Origin of the sequence: Streptococcus humanilactis (assembly GCF_019448275.1) — a bacterium.
GTDB lineage: Bacteria > Bacillota > Bacilli > Lactobacillales > Streptococcaceae > Streptococcus > Streptococcus humanilactis.
The window spans coordinates 37217-50902 of sequence record NZ_JAHXBZ010000007.1 but is presented as its reverse complement, the minus strand read 5'-3'; the positions used below and the strand labels follow the sequence as shown (position 1 = coordinate 50902).

The 13686-nt window shown below is 42.9% G+C and carries 11 protein-coding genes and 1 pseudogene; 8 read left to right on the top strand and 4 right to left on the bottom strand.

The features are described from left to right. The first annotated feature begins 30 nt into the window (after positions 1-30). The 4 genes from KV696_RS08745 (at position 31) to KV696_RS08730 (ending at position 4777) form a co-directional block, all read left to right on the top strand. Entirely contained in the window at positions 31-1038 is a 1008-nt protein-coding gene (locus tag KV696_RS08745; protein ID WP_136936717.1) for an ABC transporter substrate-binding protein, read from the top strand. After that, positions 1038-1766, top strand: coding sequence for an ABC transporter ATP-binding protein (locus tag KV696_RS08740; protein ID WP_219967456.1), 729 nt, complete (start codon positions 1038-1040; stop codon positions 1764-1766). Before KV696_RS08745 ends, KV696_RS08740 begins: the two co-directional genes overlap by 1 nt. Positions 1767-1884: 118 nt before the next feature. Then, a complete protein-coding gene (locus KV696_RS08735; RefSeq protein ID WP_024057371.1) occupies positions 1885-2343 on the top strand; it encodes a CtsR family transcriptional regulator in 459 nt (152 codons plus the stop codon). A 1-nt stretch (position 2344) separates the two neighbouring features. Beyond that, complete coding sequence (locus KV696_RS08730; RefSeq protein ID WP_219967455.1) at positions 2345-4777, top strand: ATP-dependent Clp protease ATP-binding subunit; 2433 nt, start codon at positions 2345-2347, stop codon at positions 4775-4777. A 71-nt stretch (positions 4778-4848) separates the two neighbouring features. Here the strand turns inward: KV696_RS08730 and KV696_RS10140 are convergent. Continuing rightward, positions 4849-5076, bottom strand: a pseudogene (locus KV696_RS10140) (hypothetical protein). Between the two features lie 277 nt (positions 5077-5353). On the opposite strand from KV696_RS10140, the gene KV696_RS08725 reads away from it, so the two are divergent. Then, entirely contained in the window at positions 5354-6037 is a 684-nt protein-coding gene (locus KV696_RS08725; protein WP_219967454.1) for a hypothetical protein, read from the top strand. An 85-nt stretch (positions 6038-6122) separates the two neighbouring features. Here KV696_RS08725 and KV696_RS08720 read toward each other — a convergent pair whose 3' ends face one another. From KV696_RS08720 to hslO, 3 genes are read right to left on the bottom strand one after another with little or no spacing between them, the layout of a single operon-like run. Further along, positions 6123-6674, bottom strand: coding sequence for a cysteine hydrolase family protein (locus tag KV696_RS08720; protein ID WP_219967452.1), 552 nt, complete (start codon positions 6672-6674; stop codon positions 6123-6125). Position 6675: 1 nt separating this feature from the next. Further along, on the bottom strand, positions 6676-7656 hold the full coding sequence (gene dusB, locus KV696_RS08715) for a tRNA dihydrouridine synthase DusB (RefSeq protein WP_000183308.1): 981 nt from the start codon (positions 7654-7656) through the stop codon (positions 6676-6678). Continuing rightward, a complete protein-coding gene (gene hslO, locus KV696_RS08710; protein ID WP_049521393.1) occupies positions 7643-8515 on the bottom strand; it encodes an Hsp33 family molecular chaperone HslO in 873 nt (290 codons plus the stop codon). Before hslO ends, dusB begins: the two co-directional genes overlap by 14 nt. A 164-nt stretch (positions 8516-8679) precedes the next feature. On the opposite strand from hslO, the gene KV696_RS08705 reads away from it, so the two are divergent. The 3 genes from KV696_RS08705 to glpO all read left to right on the top strand — a co-directional run bounded on the left by KV696_RS08705 (position 8680) and on the right by glpO (position 13643). Next, positions 8680-10107: an AcpB/EbpR/MafR family transcriptional regulator gene (locus KV696_RS08705; protein ID WP_219967450.1), complete on the top strand. Its 1428-nt coding sequence runs from the start codon at positions 8680-8682 to the stop codon at positions 10105-10107. Between the two features lie 159 nt (positions 10108-10266). Continuing rightward, positions 10267-11775, top strand: coding sequence for a glycerol kinase GlpK (glpK, locus tag KV696_RS08700; RefSeq protein WP_000076788.1), 1509 nt, complete (start codon positions 10267-10269; stop codon positions 11773-11775). A gap of 41 nt (positions 11776-11816) precedes the next feature. Continuing rightward, positions 11817-13643, top strand: coding sequence for a type 1 glycerol-3-phosphate oxidase (gene glpO / locus KV696_RS08695; protein ID WP_219967449.1), 1827 nt, complete (start codon positions 11817-11819; stop codon positions 13641-13643). Positions 13644-13686 lie beyond the last annotated feature (43 nt).

The window sequence follows — 13686 nt, the reverse complement described above, 5'->3', positions numbered from 1 at the left end:
ATGTTTCAAAAAAGAAAAGAGGAAATTGAAATGAAGAAAACATGGAAAGTGTTTTTAACTGTTTTAACAGCTCTTGTAGCTGTTGTGCTTGTGGCCTGTGGTCAAGGAACTGCTTCTAAGGATAATAAGGAAGCAGAACTTAAGAAAATCGACTTTATCCTAGACTGGACACCAAATACCAACCACACAGGGCTTTATGTAGCCAAGGAAAAAGGTTATTTCAAAGAGGCTGGAGTGGATGTTGATTTGAAATTACCACCAGAAGAAAGTTCTTCTGATTTGGTTATTAACGGAAAGGCACCATTTGCAGTTTATTTCCAAGACTACATGGCTAAGAAATTGGAAAAAGGTGCAGGAATTACTGCCGTTGCAGCTATCGTAGAGCACAATACATCAGGAATCATCTCTCGTAAATCTGATAATGTAGCTAGTCCAAAGGACTTGGTTGGTAAGAAATACGGAACTTGGAATGACCCAACTGAACTTGCTATGTTGAAAACCTTGGTAGAATCACAAGGTGGGGACTTTGAGAAGGTTGAAAAAGTACCAAATAACGACTCAAACTCTATCACACCGATTGCTAATGGAGTATTTGATACTGCATGGATCTACTACGGATGGGATGGTATCCTTGCAAAATCTCAAGGCGTAGAGGCTAACTTCATGTATTTGAAAGACTACGTCAAGGAATTTGACTACTACTCACCAGTTATCATCGCCAACAACGACTACCTTAAAGACAACAAAGAAGAAGCTCGCAAAGTTATCCAAGCTATTAAAAAAGGTTACCAATATGCTATGGAGCATCCAGAGGAAGCGGCAGATATCCTTATCAAGAATGCACCTGAACTTCAGGAAAAACGTGACTTTGTCATCGAATCTCAAAAATACTTGTCAAAAGAATACGCAAGCGACAAGGAAAAATGGGGTCAATTTGATGCAGCTCGCTGGAATGCCTTCTACAAATGGGATAAAGAAAATGGTATCCTTAAAGAAGACTTGACAGATAAAGGCTTCACTAATGAATTTGTGAAATAATGACAGAAATTAGACTAGAACACGTCAGTTATGCCTATGGACAAGATAGGATTTTAGAGGACATTAAGCTGCAGGTGACTTCAGGTGAAGTGGTTTCTATCCTAGGCCCAAGTGGTGTAGGAAAGACCACCCTCTTTAATCTAATCGCTGGGATTTTAGAAGTTCAGTCAGGGAGAATTGTCCTTGATGGTGAAGAAAACCCCAAGGGGCGCGTGAGTTATATGTTGCAAAAGGACTTGCTCTTGGAGCACAAGACGGTGCTTGGCAATATCATTCTGCCCCTCTTGATTCAAAAAGTGGATAAGGCGGAAGCCATTGCCCGCGCGGATGAAATTCTTGCGACCTTCCAGTTGACAGCTGTACGAGACAAGTATCCTCATGAACTCAGTGGTGGGATGCGTCAGCGTGTAGCCTTGCTCCGAACCTACCTTTTCGGGCACAAGCTCTTTCTCTTGGATGAGGCCTTTAGCGCCTTGGATGAGATGACTAAGATGGAACTCCACGCTTGGTACCTTGAGATTCACAAGCAGTTGCAGCTAACAACCTTGATCATCACGCATAGTATCGAGGAGGCCCTCAATCTCAGCGATCGCATCTATATCTTGAAAAATCGCCCTGGGCAGATTGTTTCAGAAATTAAACTAGATTGGTCTGAAGATGAGGACAAGGAAGTCCAAAAGATTGCCTACAAACGTCAAATCTTGGCAGAATTAGGCTTAGATAAGTAGAAAAATAGGGAGTTGGTGAAGATTATCCTTTACCAGCGCCCTTTTTCTTTTAAAAATGAGAAAATTTCGGTATAATAGTCAAAGATAGTCAAGGTTTAAAGAGAGAGGTGGGTTTGTAATGAGATTTAAAAATACATCGGATCATATTGAGGCCTACATCAAGGCGATTTTAGATCAATCTGGTATTGTGGAGTTGCAACGGAGTCAGTTGGCAGATACCTTTCAGGTTGTTCCTAGTCAGATCAACTATGTGATCAAGACACGCTTTACGGAAAGTAGAGGCTACTTGGTTGAAAGTAAGCGTGGTGGCGGAGGCTATATTCGTATAGGACGGATTGAGTTTTCTAGTCATCATGAAATGCTCCGCGATTTGCTTTACTCGATTGGTGAGCGGGTCAGTCAAGAAATTTATGAGGATATTCTACAGCTTTTGGTTGAGCAGGAATTGATGACCAAGCAGGAGATGAATTTGCTAGTATCAGTAGCTTTGGATCGCGTTCTAGGAGAAGAAGCTCCAGTTGTTCGAGCTAACATGCTACGACAGGTCATACAAGAGGTAGATAGAAAAGGGAAGTAAGATGAACTATTCAAAAGCATTGAATGAATGTATCGAAAGTGCCTACATGGTGGCTAGCCATTTTGGAGCTCGTTATCTAGAGTCTTGGCACTTGTTGATTGCCATGTCCAATCACAGTTATAGTGTGGCAGGGGCAACTTTAAATGATTATCCATATGAGATGGACCGTTTAGAAGAAGTCGCTTTGGAACTGACTGAAACGGACTATAGCCAGGATGAAACTTTTACGGAATTGCCGTTCTCCCATCGTTTGCAGGTTCTTTTTGACGAAGCAGAGTATGTAGCGTCAGTGGTCCATGCTAAGGTGCTAGGGACGGAGCACGTCCTCTATGCGATTTTGCATGATGGCAATGCCTTGGCTACTCGTATCTTGGAGAGAGCTGGTTTTTCTTATGAAGATAAGAAAGATCAGGTCAAGATTGCTGCCCTACGTCGAAATCTAGAAGAACGAGCAGGCTGGACTCGTGAAGATCTCAAGGCTTTACGCCAACGCCATCGTACAGTGGCTGACAAGCAAAATTCTATGGCTAATATGATGGGGATGCCCCAGACTCCGAGTGGTGGTCTCGAGGACTATACGCATGATTTGACAGAGCAAGCGCGTTCTGGCAAGTTAGAACCAGTCATCGGTCGGGATAAGGAAATCTCGCGTATGATTCAAATTTTGAGCCGTAAAACCAAGAATAATCCTGTTTTGGTTGGGGATGCTGGTGTCGGGAAAACAGCCTTGGCGCTTGGGCTCGCTCAGCGTATTGCTAGTGGAGATGTACCTGCGGAAATGGCTAAGATGCGCGTGTTAGAGCTTGATTTGATGAATGTCGTTGCAGGTACACGTTTCCGTGGTGACTTTGAAGAACGCATGAACAATATCATCAAGGATATTGAAGAAGATGGCCAAGTCATCCTCTTTATCGATGAACTTCATACCATCATGGGTTCTGGTAGTGGGATTGACTCAACTCTAGATGCGGCCAATATCTTGAAGCCAGCCTTGGCGCGTGGAACCTTGAGAACAGTTGGTGCGACCACTCAGGAAGAATATCAAAAACACATCGAAAAAGATGCGGCCCTTTCTCGTCGTTTCGCCAAAGTGACGATTGAAGAGCCAAGTGTTACAGACAGCATGACCATTTTACAAGGCTTGAAGGCGACTTATGAGAAACATCACCGTGTGCAAATCACAGATGAAGCGGTCGAAACAGCCGTTAAGATGGCCCATCGTTACTTGACTAGCCGTCACTTGCCAGACTCTGCTATCGACCTCTTAGATGAAGCAGCAGCAACAGTGCAAAATAAGGCTAAGCATGTAAAAGCAGACGATTCAGGTTTGAGTCCAGCTGACAAGGCCTTGATGGATGGTAAGTGGAAACAGGCAGCTCAGCTAATCGCAAAAGAAGAGGAAGTGCCTGTATATAAAGACTTGGTGACAGAGTCTGATATTTTGACCACCTTGAGTCGCTTGTCAGGCATCCCAGTCCAAAAACTCACCCAAACAGATGCTAAGAAATACCTGAATCTGGAAGCTGAACTGCATAAACGTGTCATCGGTCAAGATCAAGCTGTTTCAAGCATTAGCCGTGCGATTCGCCGCAATCAGTCAGGGATTCGCAGTCACAAGCGTCCGATTGGTTCCTTTATGTTCCTAGGACCGACAGGTGTCGGTAAGACCGAATTAGCCAAGGCTTTGGCGGAAGTTCTTTTTGACGACGAATCAGCCCTTATCCGCTTTGATATGAGTGAGTATATGGAGAAATTTGCAGCCAGTCGTCTCAACGGAGCTCCTCCAGGCTATGTGGGGTATGAAGAAGGTGGGGAGTTAACTGAGAAGGTTCGCAACAAACCATACTCCGTTCTTCTCTTTGACGAGGTAGAGAAGGCCCACCCAGATATCTTTAATGTTCTCTTGCAGGTCTTGGATGATGGTGTCTTGACCGATAGCAAGGGCCGCAAGGTCGACTTTTCAAATACCATTATCATCATGACGTCAAACCTTGGTGCGACAGCCCTTCGGGATGACAAGACCGTCGGTTTTGGAGCTAAGGATATTCGTTTTGATCAGGAAAATATGGAAAAACGCATGTTTGAAGAGTTGAAAAAGGCTTATAGACCTGAGTTTATCAACCGTATTGATGAAAAGGTGGTCTTCCATAGCCTTTCTAGTGACCATATGCAGGAAGTAGTGAAGATTATGGTCAAACCTTTAGTGGCAAGTTTGGCTGAAAAAGGCATTGACTTGAAATTACAAGCTTCCGCCCTGAAATTGTTGGCAAATCAAGGATATGACCCAGAGATGGGAGCTCGTCCACTTCGCAGAACCCTACAAACAGAAGTGGAAGACAAGTTAGCAGAACTTCTTCTCAAGGGAGAATTAGAGGCAGGCAGCACACTTAAGATTGGTGTCAAAGCAGGCCAGTTAAAATTTGATATTTCATAAAAACGAGGTCGGGATAAAGTTCCCGACCTCTTTATGTACCATAATGAGATGATTTTGTGTTGCGAGTGTTTTTAGGGATGGCTATCTTTCTTAGAATTGCTCAACATGTGAGTAAAGAAGGCTTTGTATCGATACTTGAGATAGTTCTCATGTATAACAAGGCGATATAGACAATCAAAAAGATTGTAGTCAGATAGAAGACATCAAATGCAGTTCTAGCATAGTGAGTGGCTGACTGATAAAAAGCCAATAGCTCCTAAAATCAACCAAGGAAGATACTTGTAATACTTATTTAGCATAAGAATGCACCTCCTATATTCTATTTCAATGTTATTATATTCCTTTGTACTTAAAGTTTTAAGCGATTACATAAAACAAATTCAAATTTTTAATAGAAAAATCTCCTGTTTTTCTATTTTATTACGAATAGAAGAGTAGGAGGAGTAAATGTATCTAAAGTATTTAAGATTTTTAAAATAGTTTAGATAAATTGTTGACATGTTTAAAATGCAATGTTACAATTATATTACAAAAAGATTTCTTTATATTTCTAAAACATTACAAAGGAGTAGAAAAATGAAAAAGAAAACCTATATCAAATTGATGGCAGCAACTGTATTGGCTTCTACCTTGCTATTGGGAGCTTGTGGAAATAAAAAGGAAACAACTCAAGTAAGCAGTTCTGTTAAGACAAGCCAATCATCAGGTTCTAAAGCAGTTTCTGCTAGCAAAGAAAGCAAGACTCAGAAGTCCTCAAGTTCAGCTTCATCTGAAAAGGCTAAGGCGTCTACTGATCAATCTTCAGCAAGTGCGACACCATCACAAGTGGCACCTGCACCAGAGCAAAGACAAGGTCAAGAAGTGGCTAATCAACAAACTCCTGCTCAGGCTCCTTCAACTCAACAGTCTCCTCAAGCCCAGTCTAACCAGTCAGGCTATGATCCTACAACTGACCGCAAACTTCAAGACAAACAAGCAGAGCAAAATAAACGCTACAAGGGTGTTCTAACAATGGTGAACGGTGATTTCTCAGCTGCAGCGGGCAATTGGAAGGGAGCAAATGGCGAAACCATCACAGTTTCATCAGGTGGTCAATTTACAGTAGAATCTGCTGATGGAAAGAAAGAAAACTACTCTATCAGAGGCTACTCTTATACTCTTGATGATGGTAAGTATAATGCCAAAATTGGTGGAGGAAAAGTCATCCAAATTACAACAGGAGCGGATGGTAAGGTTTCTAGTGTTGCTTTGAGTCAATAACAACCCTCAGTATTTGAATTTTTACAATCAAAGAAAATCCGTCAGCTCAATAAGAGTTGACGGATTATTTTGGCTCTATATTATTTTATACTTGTACTTGGGTTAAAAATTCTTCTGTAGTAAGAATTTGAGCAAACTCATCTTGTAGAGAAAGGAGATTAATCTCATGGATAGTCTCAGGAGAGATGGCCTGACCGTTTTTGTTAGATAGGGTAAAACTGGCAGTAGCATCTGCTAGTAAAGTGACTTCAAAACCAAGATTTGCTGCCATTCGTGTCGTAGTAGATACACAATGAGGCAGGGTCAAACCAACAACGACTAAATGACAAATCTGATTTTTTCGTAAATAGGTTTCAAGATTTGTTCCAATAAAGGCGCTATTAACCGTTTTTTGAAAGATAGGTTCGGAAGCAACTGGTTCAAATCCACTTTTAAACTCCTGATTTTGTTTGTTATGAAATTGCGACTGGGGATTGTCAGATATGTGTTGAACATGTAAGACTGGGAGATCGTGTTTACGAAAGTATGCCAGTACCTTCAGTGCTTGATATTCAGCTTGAGGGTTATTTCGTTCTCCCCAGATAGGGCTATTAAATGCTTTTTGCATATCGATAACCAGTAGAGCAGTATGAACCATTTTAAGCCTTATCCAACTGCAAGAGAGCCTCAATCTCTGCCAGAGTGCTAGCTTGTGAAATAGCTCCACGGAGCTTGGCTGCGCCAGATGTTCCACGGAGGTAGTGAGGAGCGAGTCCACGGAATTCACGAACTGCTACGTTTTCTCCTTTGAGGTTAATCAAGCGTTTCAAATGTTCGTAGGCGATTTTCATCTTGTCTTCAAAGGTCAAATCAGGTAGGATTTCTCCTGTTTCAAAGTAATGGTTGATTTGGTTAAAGAGGTAGGGATTTCCCATGGCTGCGCGGCCAATCATAACTGCGTCAGCACCAACTTCTTCGATGCGTTGTTTGGCTTCTTGGACCGTACGAATGTCACCGTTTGCGATGAATGGAATCTTGGTCAAAGCTTGAGCGACCTTGTGAAGGGTCTCAAGGTCTGCATGACCTGTATACATTTGTTCGCGGGTACGGCCATGCATAGCGAGGGCAGAAACACCTGCAGCTTCAGCAGCGAGGGCATTTTCTACTGCCAGAGATGGGTCAGCCCAGCCGGTACGCATCTTAACAGTAAGTGGGATATCAAGGACAGACTGGACCTTGTTGATGATAGAGTAAATCTTGTCTGGATCCTTGAGCCACATAGCGCCAGCTTCGTTCTTCACGATTTTGTTAACTGGGCAGCCCATGTTGATATCCACGATATCGGTTTTGGTGTTTTCTTGGATGAATTCTGCTGCGCGTGCTAGGCTGTCTTCATCGCTACCAAAAAGTTGGATAGAGACAGGGTTTTCGCCTTCATCGATATGAAGCATGTGCAGGGTTTTTTCGTTGTTGTATTGGATTCCCTTGTCAGAGACCATTTCCATGACAACGAGTCCAGCTCCGAGCTCTTTTGCGATAGTACGAAAGGCTGAGTTGGTCACGCCAGCCATAGGTGCTAAAACGGTACGATTGGGAATCTCAACATTGCCAATCATAAAAGGTGTATTAAGATTTGTCACGAATGAGTTCCTCCAGGTCGTTTTCATCAAAGTTGTAAGTAGTTTGGCAGAATTGACAAGTGATTTCTGCCCCGTGGTCTTCCTCTTTCATTTCCTGCAAGTCTGAGCTTGGAAGGCTAGCAAGAGCGTTCATAAAGCGCTCATGGCTACAGTCACATTGGAAACGGATTTCTTCTTCAGAAAGAAGCTTGTAGGCCTCGTCACCGTAGATAGCCTTGAGGAGGGCTTCGATATGGTCTTCACTTTCCAGAAGGGTTGAGATAGCTGGCATTTCTTGGATGCGTTTTTCAAAACGGGCAATCTCTTCTTCCTTGGCTCCCGGCAAGACTTGAACTAGGAAACCACCTGCAACCTTGACCTTGTCTTCTTCGTCCAAAAGGACATTGAGGCCGACTGCAGAAGGGGTTTGTTGGCTTTCAGTCAGGTAAAAGGCAAGGTCTTCACCGATTTCCCCAGAAATGAGGGGAGTCATAGAGTTGTAAGGATTTCCAGTACCGTAGTCTGTGATAACGAGAAATTGACCATTGCCGACAAAAGGTCCAACTAAAACTTCACCAGTTGCAGTCTTTTTGATGTCAACACCAGGATTTTGAACGTAACCTTTGACATTCCCCTTGGTATCAGCGACGGTGATGATAGCACCTAGGGAGCTAGATCCCAGCACCTTAACTGTTAGTTTAGTATTTCCTTTTTCATTGGCTGCGAGAATCTGGCTAGCGATAAGAGTTCGACCAAGCGCTACAGTTGAGCTAGCTTGGGTTTGGTGTTTTTCTTGAGCAGTGCGGACGGTTTCTGTGCTGTCAAGGACAAAAGCACGAAAGGCTCCGCTTTCTGATATAGTTTTAATAATTTTATCCATATCTACTATTTTAGCATAAAAATGCCCAAAGGGGGAGGCGTGTGTTTGCTGATTTTCAGGATAATGGACTAGGAAATTAGCAGGAAAATAAAAAGAGAAACAGATTATTTCAGCATTTCTAAGATTTATGCTATGCTTAAGGTAGAAAATGAAAGGGGTAACAAATGTATTTAGGAGATTTGATGGAAAAGGCTGAATCCGGCCAATTTTCAATTCTTTCCTTTCTATTACAAGAGTCTCAGACGACCGTCAAGGCTGTAATGGAGGAAACAGGATTTTCAAAAGCAACCCTAACCAAATATGTCACCCTTCTCAATGACAAGGCTTTGGATAGTGGCTTAGAGCTGACTATTCACTTAGAAGATGAAAATCTGCGTCTATCGATCGGTGCAACTACCAAGGGAAGAGATATTCGGAGCTTGTTTTTGGAGAATGCTGTTAAATACCAGATTTTGGTCTATCTTCTCTACCACCAACAGTTTTTAGCCCATCAGCTAGCTCAAGAATTGATGATTAGCGAGGCTACGCTTGGCCGTCACTTGGCTAGTTTAAATCAGATTTTGTCAGAATTTGACTTATCCATCCAAAATGGACGTTGGCGAGGTCCAGAGCATCAGATTCGCTATTTCTATTTCTGTCTTTTCCGCAAGGTCTGGTCCAGTCAGGAATGGGAAAGCCATATGCAGAAACCAGAGAGAAAACAGGAGATTGCCAGTTTAGAGGAAATCTGCGGTGCAAGCTTGTCTTCAGGGCAGAAATTGGACTTGGTTCTCTGGTCTCATATCAGTCAACAACGTCTTCGGGTCAATGCCTGTCAGTTTCAAGTGATAGAAGAAAAAATGCGAGGGTATTTTGACAATATTTTCTACCTTCGTCTGCATCGAAAGGCTCCGTCCTTTTTCGCTGGACTACACCTTCCTCTAGGAACTGAGGATGGGGAGATGATGATTTTCTTCTCTTTCCTCCTATCCCATCGCATTCTTCCTCTTCATACTATGGAGTATATCCTTGGTTTTGGAGGGCAGTTGGCAGATTTACTGACACAATTGATTCAAGAGATGAAGAAGGAGGAGTTGCTGGGGGATTATACAGAGGATCACGTTACCTATGAACTCAGTCAGCTTTGTGCTCAAGTCTATCTCTATAAGGGCTATATCTTACAGGACCGCTACAAGTACCAGTTAGAGAATCGTCATCCTTATTTGTTGATGGAACATGATTTTAGGGGAACGGCAGAGGAGATTTTTCATGCTCTATCTGCCTTTCAGCAGGGGACGGATTTGGATAAGAAAATTCTCTGGGAATGGCTCCAGTTGATAGAGTATATGGCTGAAAATGGTGGTCAACATATGCGGATTGGTCTGGATTTGACATCTGGTTTTCTTGTCTTTTCAAGGATGGCAGCTATTTTGAAACGGTATTTGGAATACAATCGTTTTATTACCATTGAAGCCTATGATTGTACTCGGCATTATGATTTGCTGGTTACCAATAACCCTATTCATAAGAAGGAACAAACACCAGTCTATTATTTAAAAAATGACTTGGATTTGGAAGATTTGGCAGGGATTCGTCAGTTATTATTCACTTAAAAGGCTTGGTTGTTCCAGGTCTTTTTTGTGAAATTCACACAATCTCCTCACGTTTTTTTAAAAATTAAAAAAAGTTGATGAACAAGAAAGCGCTTTATTTTGTATACTAGTTAGTGTAAAGAGGAAACATCCTCAAGATCTTTATCAGGAGGACAGCACATGTCACAAGAAAAATACATCATGGCCATTGACCAGGGGACTACAAGCTCTCGTGCCATTATTTTCAACAAAAAAGGAGAAAAGGTCAGCTCGAGTCAAAAAGAGTTTACCCAGATTTTCCCTCAGGCAGGTTGGGTAGAGCACAATGCCAATGAAATTTGGAATTCCGTCCAGTCAGTTATTGCGGGAGCTTTCATCGAAAGTGGTGTCAAGCCAAATCAAATCGAAGCAATCGGGATTACCAACCAGCGTGAAACAACTGTCGTCTGGGATAAGAAAACAGGACTTCCTATCTACAATGCTATCGTTTGGCAGTCACGCCAGACAGCTCCTTTGGCTGAACAACTAAAAAGTCAAGGTTATGTGGAAAAATTCCATGAAAAGACTGGTTTGATCATTGATGCTTACTTCTCTGCTACCAAGGTTCGTTGGATTTTAGACCATGTAGAGGGCGCTCAAGAGCGAGCAGAAAAGGGTGAATTGCTCTTTGGTACCATCGATACTTGGTTGGTTTGGAAATTGACTGACGGTGCGGCTCACGTGACGGACTACTCAAATGCAGCTCGTACCATGCTTTATAACATTAAAGAACTCAAATGGGATGATGAGATTTTGGAAATCCTCAACATTCCTAAGGCTATGTTGCCAGAAGTTCGTTCTAACTCTGAAATTTACGGTAAGACAGCGCCATTCCATTTCTATGGTGGACAAGTGCCAATCTCAGGTATGGCTGGGGACCAACAAGCAGCCCTCTTTGGGCAGTTGGCCTTTGAACCAGGTATGGTCAAGAATACTTATGGAACAGGTTCTTTCATCATCATGAATACTGGTGAAGAAATGCAGTTGTCTGAAAACAACCTATTAACAACCATTGGTTACGGAATCAACGGCAAGGTTTACTATGCCTTGGAAGGTTCTATCTTCATCGCAGGAAGTGCCATTCAGTGGCTTCGTGACGGTCTTCGCATGGTTGAAAATTCACCAGAATCTGAAAAATATGCTCGTGATTCTCACAACAACGATGAAGTCTATGTCGTACCAGCCTTTACAGGTCTAGGTGCTCCATACTGGAACCAAAATGCTCGCGGTTCTGTCTTTGGTTTGACTCGTGGAACAAGTAAAGAAGACTTTATCAAGGCAACTCTTCAATCTATAGCTTATCAAGTGCGTGATATTATCGATACGATGCAAGTGGATGCTCAAACAGCTATCCAAGTCTTGAAAGTAGACGGTGGTGCAGCCATGAATAACTTCCTCATGCAGTTCCAAGCTGATATTTTGGGAATCGATATCGCACGCGCCAAAAACTTGGAAACAACAGCTCTAGGGGCAGCCTTCCTAGCAGGTTTGTCAGTAGGTTACTGGAAAGACTTGGATGAGTTGAAACTCTTGAACGAGACAGGAGAACTCTTTGAGCCATCTATGAACGAATCTCGCAAGGAACAACTTTACAAGGGTTGGAAGAAGGCTGTGAAAGCAACCCAAGTCTTTGCGGAAGTAGACGACTAATACTGGAAGAATAAAGCGACTTAGTTAGAAAGTGTGTAAATATGGAATTTTCAAAGAAAACACGTGAATTATCAATTAAAAAAATGCAGGAACGTACCTTGGACCTCTTGATTATCGGTGGAGGAATCACAGGTGCTGGTGTAGCCTTGCAGGCGGCAGCTAGTGGTCTTGAAACTGGTTTGATTGAAATGCAGGACTTCGCAGAAGGAACATCCAGCCGTTCAACAAAATTGGTCCACGGCGGTCTTCGTTACCTCAAACAATTCGACGTAGAAGTAGTATCAGATACGGTTTCTGAACGTGCTGTAGTTCAACAAATCGCTCCACACATTCCAAAACCAGACCCAATGCTCTTGCCAGTTTACGATGAAGATGGAGCTACTTTTAGCCTCTTCCGTCTTAAAGTAGCTATGGACTTGTATGACCTTTTGGCAGGAGTTAACAACACACCGGCTGCTAACAAGGTTTTGAGCAAGGAAGAAGTCTTGGAACGCCAGCCAAACTTGAAGAAAGAAGGTTTGATAGGAGGTGGGGTTTACCTTGACTTCCGTAACAACGATGCCCGTCTTGTGATTGAAAACATCAAACGTGCCAACCAAGACGGTGCCCTCATTGCCAACCACGTGAAGGCAGAAGGCTTCCTATTTGATGAAAGTGGTAAGATTACAGGTGTTGTAGCTCGTGATTTGTTGACAGACCAAGTTTTTGAAATCAAGGCGCGTCTGGTGATCAACACAACAGGCCCTTGGAGCGACAAGGTGCGTAATTTGTCTAATAAGGGAACACAATTCTCACAAATGCGTCCAACTAAGGGAGTTCACTTGGTAGTGGATTCAAGCAAGATCAAGGTTTCACAGCCGGTTTACTTTGATACAGGTTTGGGTGACGGTCGTATGGTCTTTGTTCTCCCACGTGAAAACAAGACTTACTTTGGTACAACGGATACAGACTACACAGGTGATTTGGAACATCCAAAAGTGACTCAGGAAGATGTAGATTATCTACTTGGCATTGTCAACAACCGCTTCCCAGAAGCTAACATTACCATTGATGATATCGAAAGCAGCTGGGCAGGTCTTCGTCCATTGATTGCAGGCAATAGCGCTTCTGACTACAATGGCGGAAATAACGGAACTATTAGCGACGAAAGCTTTAATACCTTGATTGCGACTGTCGAAGCTTATCTATCGAAAGAAAAAACGCGTGAAGATGTTGAGTCTGCTGTCAGCAAGCTTGAAAGCAGTACCTCTGAGAAACATTTGGATCCATCTGCAGTTTCACGTGGTTCGAGCTTGGATCGTGATGACAATGGCCTTTTGACCCTTGCTGGTGGTAAAATCACAGACTACCGTAAGATGGCTGAAGGAGCTATGGAGCGTGTGGTTGATATCCTTAAAGCAGAATTTGATCGCAGCTTTAAACTGATCAATTCTAAGACTTATCCTGTTTCAGGTGGAGAATTGAACCCAGCAAATGTGGATTCAGAAATCGAAGCCTTTGCGCAACTTGGAGTTTCACGTGGATTGGATAGCAAGGAAGCTCACTATCTGGCAAATCTTTACGGTTCAAATGCACCGAAGGTCTTTGCACTTGCTCACAGCTTGGAACAAGCGCCAGGACTCAGCTTGGCGGACACCTTGTCCCTTCACTATGCAATGCGCAATGAGTTGGCTATCAGCCCAGTTGACTTCTTCCTTCGTCGTACCAACCACATGCTCTTTATGCGTGATAGTTTGGATAGTATCGTTGAGCCAGTTTTGGATGAAATGGGACGATTCTATGACTGGTCAGAAGATGAAAAAGCAGGCTACCGTGCGGATGTCGAAGCAGCTCTTGCTAACAATGATTTAGCAGAATTAAAAAATTAAGAAAAAATAAAAGAGGTGGCGGGCAACAATCCTTGTCGCCCGC